The organism is Okeania sp. SIO3B5 (assembly GCF_010692555.1).
Classification (GTDB): Bacteria; Cyanobacteriota; Cyanobacteriia; order Cyanobacteriales; family Microcoleaceae; genus Okeania.
Map to the genome: position 1 here is coordinate 1 of NZ_JAAHHG010000720.1, position 4,112 is coordinate 4,112.

Annotated in this window: 4 protein-coding genes; 3 read left to right on the forward strand and 1 reads right to left on the reverse strand. The window is 40.4% G+C overall.

The window, feature by feature from the left end; genetic code table 11:
* Positions 1-963 precede the first annotated feature (963 nt).
* Positions 964-1,194, forward strand: a complete 231-nt coding sequence (locus tag F6K54_RS41480; protein ID WP_293090326.1) for a type II toxin-antitoxin system Phd/YefM family antitoxin — start codon at positions 964-966, stop codon at positions 1,192-1,194.
* A gap of 7 nt (positions 1,195-1,201) precedes the next feature.
* On the forward strand, positions 1,202-1,591 hold the full coding sequence (locus tag F6K54_RS41485; RefSeq protein ID WP_293090327.1) for a type II toxin-antitoxin system VapC family toxin: 390 nt from the start codon (positions 1,202-1,204) through the stop codon (positions 1,589-1,591).
* Between the two features lie 1,286 nt (positions 1,592-2,877).
* On the opposite strand, the gene F6K54_RS41490 is transcribed toward F6K54_RS41485, so the two are convergent.
* The gene (locus F6K54_RS41490; protein WP_293090328.1) at positions 2,878-3,147 is read right to left on the reverse strand and encodes a hypothetical protein; all 270 of its coding nucleotides are present in this window, start codon (positions 3,145-3,147) and stop codon (positions 2,878-2,880) included.
* A gap of 197 nt (positions 3,148-3,344) precedes the next feature.
* Between F6K54_RS41490 and F6K54_RS41495 the strand changes: the two genes are divergently transcribed.
* Positions 3,345-4,112 (forward strand): NB-ARC domain-containing protein (locus F6K54_RS41495; protein WP_293090329.1); only part of this gene is annotated, 768 nt, incomplete at its 3' end.

Consider the following 4,112-nt stretch of genomic DNA (forward strand, 5'->3'; position numbering starts at 1 on the left):
ACCCACCCCCATCCCCTCCCGGGAGGGGAGCAAGAGGGGTGGGTGCAGCAGCCTGTGAGACGTCAACCCGCCGAGGAGTTACGGCTCGGTAGGAATCCCCGTGCCTAACAGCCGGGGAGGATGTCAAAGTCAACGCTCCTCTGACTTAGATGAGTATATTGCTATAATACCAAGCGTGAAAAAAGAATGCTACAAAAAGGTAGATATTGATCGGATATGCTTTAAAATAGCTGCTCCAGTTCATTGGAGATAGTTATCTCTATTTTTTTTCCCTTTTTTTCAATGTTTACCCCTTCTTCCTTCTTCCCTCTTCCTTCTTTTGTACGGACGTTGCATGCAACGTCCCTACCATTTGTAACAAACATTTATCAAGTTGGTATAATGCAGTTTAGCAGCTTGAGAGGTGAAGAGATGTGTTCATTAATTGATAATTGATAATGGATAATGGATAATTATAGCGCTGTGCGCAGGCAACAGCTCATCTGGCAACAGCTCATCTGGGGGAATGAATTGCTGATAATATAAGACTTTTAGCTATTTGGCCCCTCCTGCAATTTGTAAATATACCAGCGCTCATTGCTATACCTCTGGTTAAAAGCGTTACGGAATTGAACATAAGGAAATATTATTTCTTTATTTTCCCCTTGTAGAGCGACAGCTCGCGGCGCAGCCAAGGGGAGGCAGAGTAAGCTGAATTATTTAATTAATAATGATTAATTATTAATTATTAGGTAAAATTTTCACCAGAAAGCTATAGGAGAAATTACTTGAAAATGGCAAAAATTACTACCGAAGTTAAGTTAAACTGGTAATGTAATATAAACGTGATTCTGAAATTGCAATAGTTACACTTCAGATAAAAAACTTACTCAACGACTTCAATATGATGCAGTTTAGCAGCTTGAGAGGTGAAAAGATGTGGTAAAATTTTAACTAGAAAGCTATAGGAGAAATTACTTGAAAATGGCAAAAATTACTACCGATGAATTACCCGAAAGTTTACAAACTCTATTTATAGAAGTCGAACGCACAAAAACTCCACTAACTATCATCCATCAAGGAAAACCATTAGCGATCATTTATCCTGCTACCACTGAAACTAAACGCTCTCCCTGTGGCGTAATGAAAGGAACTGGTGAAATATTAGGGGATATAGTCGCTCCTGTTGACGAACCTTGGAAAGTGTTGGAATGAAATTGCAATGAAAATTCTACTTGATACCCATGTTTGGATTTGGCTTTTACTGGAGGATACACGTTTATCACTCCAACTTCAGAGAGCGATCGCCGATCCTAATAATGAACTTTGGTTGAGTCCAATTAGTGTTTGGGAAGCACTGGTTCTTGCAGAAAAAGGGCGGATATCTGTGCAACCCGATCCTGTAACATGGGTTAACTTAGCTTTACAGACTATAAAAACTCGTGAAGCTCAAATGAATCATGCTATTGCCATTTTAAGTCGTCAGGTTGTACTACCTCATAAAGATCCCGCAGATAGATTTATTGTTGCTACAGCTATTTACTATGGGTTAACATTAGCTACGGTTGATACTGATATTATAGATAGTTCGGCACTACAAACACTTAGTTAAAAAATGGTATAATAGATAACTTTTTTCTTGTGGAGGAGCGATCGCTCATGTAGGTAGGGTGGAGGCGCTCACACAGATTATGGCACGGATGTACGGATTAAGTGCAATTGGCATCTTTCTTGTAGAAGAGCGATCGCTCATATAAGTTGGGTTGAGGTAATCACACAGATTATGGCACGGATGTACGGATTAAGTGCAATTGGCATCTTTCTTGTAGAAGAGCGATCGCTCATGTAGGTAGGGAGGAGCTGCTCACACAGATTATGGCACGGATGCACAGATTAAGTGCAATTGGTCTCTTTCTTGTAGCAGAGCGATCGCTCATGTAGGTAGGGAGGAGCTGCTCACACAGATTATGGCACGGATGCACAGATTAAGTGCAATTGGTCTCTTTCTTGTAGCAGAGCGATCGCTCATGTAGGTAGGGTGGAGGCGCTCACACAGATTATGGCACGGATGTACGGATTAAGTGCAATTGGCATCTTTCTTGTAGAAGAGCGATCGCTCATGTAGGTAGGGAGGAGCTGCTCACACAGATTATGGCACGGATGCACAGATTAAGTGCAATTGGTCTCTTTCTTGTAGCAGAGCGATCGCTACTCATGTAGGTAGGGTTGAGGTGCTCACACAGATTATGGCACGGATGCACAGATTAAGTGCAATTGGCATCTTTCTTGTAGAAGAGCGATCGCTGCTCATGTAGGTAGGGTGGAGGTGCTCACACAGATTATGGCACGGATGTACGGATTAAGTGCAATTGGTCTCTTTCTTGTAGAAGAGCGATCGCTCATGTAGGTAGGGTTGAGGTGCTCACACAGATTATGGTACGGATGCACGGATTAAGTGCAATTGGTCTCTTTCTTGTAGAAGAGCGATCGCTCATGTAGGTAGGGTTGAGGTGCTCACACAGATTATGGTACGGATGTACGGATTAAGTGCAATTGGTCTCTTTCTTGTAGAAGAGCGATCGCTCATGTAGGTAGGGTTGAGGTGCTCACACAGATTATGGTACGGATGCACAGATTAAGTGCAATAAGCGTACTTGATCGAGATATAGTATGGGTATTTGTTGGGTTGCGCTGTCGCTTAACCCAACCTACAATCTAGCCTAGTCCTCCTAAGAAAGCAATAATCAAGCAAATAATAAAGATTATAAAGATAAATACAATAAAAGGAAGCGCATTTTTGGGAAGTCTCATAGTTCAGGTAGTTAAAGGAGTAAAAAACTAAAGGTAAGAAGTCTACTAATACAAATAACAGTAGACTTCATTAGAAATGGCTTTCAATCAGTTTCTAGGCTTGTTGTCTGTAGGTGAAATAACATCATCTAATCGGGCAACAAGTGACATAGTGCTTACAGCAGATTTTGTACCGTCAGAAGCTGCTTTAAGCCAGTTGACTTTTTTCTTGCCATTAGCTTTTTGACTTAGAGCATTTCCCACTGTTGCTCCACCTACTCCAGCGCCACATACTCCCAGGGCTTTTCCAACAGCTATTAATGCTATTGTAGTTGTGACTGGCTCGATCGCGAAATGAATAAAATGAGTTGTTAACATTACCTTATTCTAGATTTATGTTGGACGTTTTTTCCATGATTACTCATAAGTCAATACTTTGCCTAGTCCAAAAATGTTCAAATTTGTTACTCTTTTTCTGACTCAAATTTATCTACTTTTGTAGAAAAATGTTAAAAATGTACTAGATTGTTACCCAACGCAAGCGATAATACAAAAAACATACTTCCCCTTGTCCTATGAACTTGAAAGAAGCTTTAAAAATAGCCAACCAAATAGTTTCTGAGAAAACAGGCAAACCTCTAAGTGACATACAACAAGCAGTTCTTAAAGTAACTCTACAACGAGAGACTTACAAAGATATTGCCAAACAATTTGATTGCTCTGAAAGTAATGTGAGAAAAGCTAGTGCAGAATTATGGCAGATAATTTCAGAAGAGTTAGGGGAAAAGGTTACTAAATCAAATTTTCGCTCCGCAATGGAGAGGTGGCAAAGCTTCAATAATTCAAACTTTGCACAAGAAGTTGTAGCAATTAGTAGTTTCAACATTTGTGGAGATACAAGACACCCCCCAGATACACCAAACTCACACCAACCTAACCAAAAAACATCTCACAGCAGACAACCTGCAACGCCACATCAAGATTTAGATGAAATGCCAGAGTTAGGCGACTTCTACAACCGCACCATCGAACTCGAAACCCTAACCACCTGGATTTTACAACAACATTGTCGCCTCATCGCACTCACAGGTATCATTGGTATCGGCAAAACCACATTAGCAGTAAAACTCGTTCACCAAATAAAAGATAATTTTGACTATGTAATTTGGCGCAGTCTCGAAACATCCCCCACTTTTGCAGAATTTCAAGCTGACTTACTTCAATTTTTCTCCCAGTCTCAACAACAAAACTCACTCCAAAACACACAAAAACCTTTACCCCTAATCAAATATTTGCAAAAGTATCGTTGTTTAGTAGTCTTGGATGACATTCATCACCTTTTC

What these genes read in the sequence shown, in the direction of transcription:
- F6K54_RS41480 (WP_293090326.1), top strand. Translation starts at nt 964, where the DNA reads ATGGCAAAAATTACTACCGATGAATTACCCGAAAGTTTACAAACTCTA.
- F6K54_RS41485 (WP_293090327.1), top strand. Translation starts at nt 1,202, where the DNA reads ATGAAAATTCTACTTGATACCCATGTTTGGATTTGGCTTTTACTGGAG.
- F6K54_RS41490 (WP_293090328.1), bottom strand. Translation starts at nt 3,147, where the DNA reads ATGTTAACAACTCATTTTATTCATTTCGCGATCGAGCCAGTCACAACT.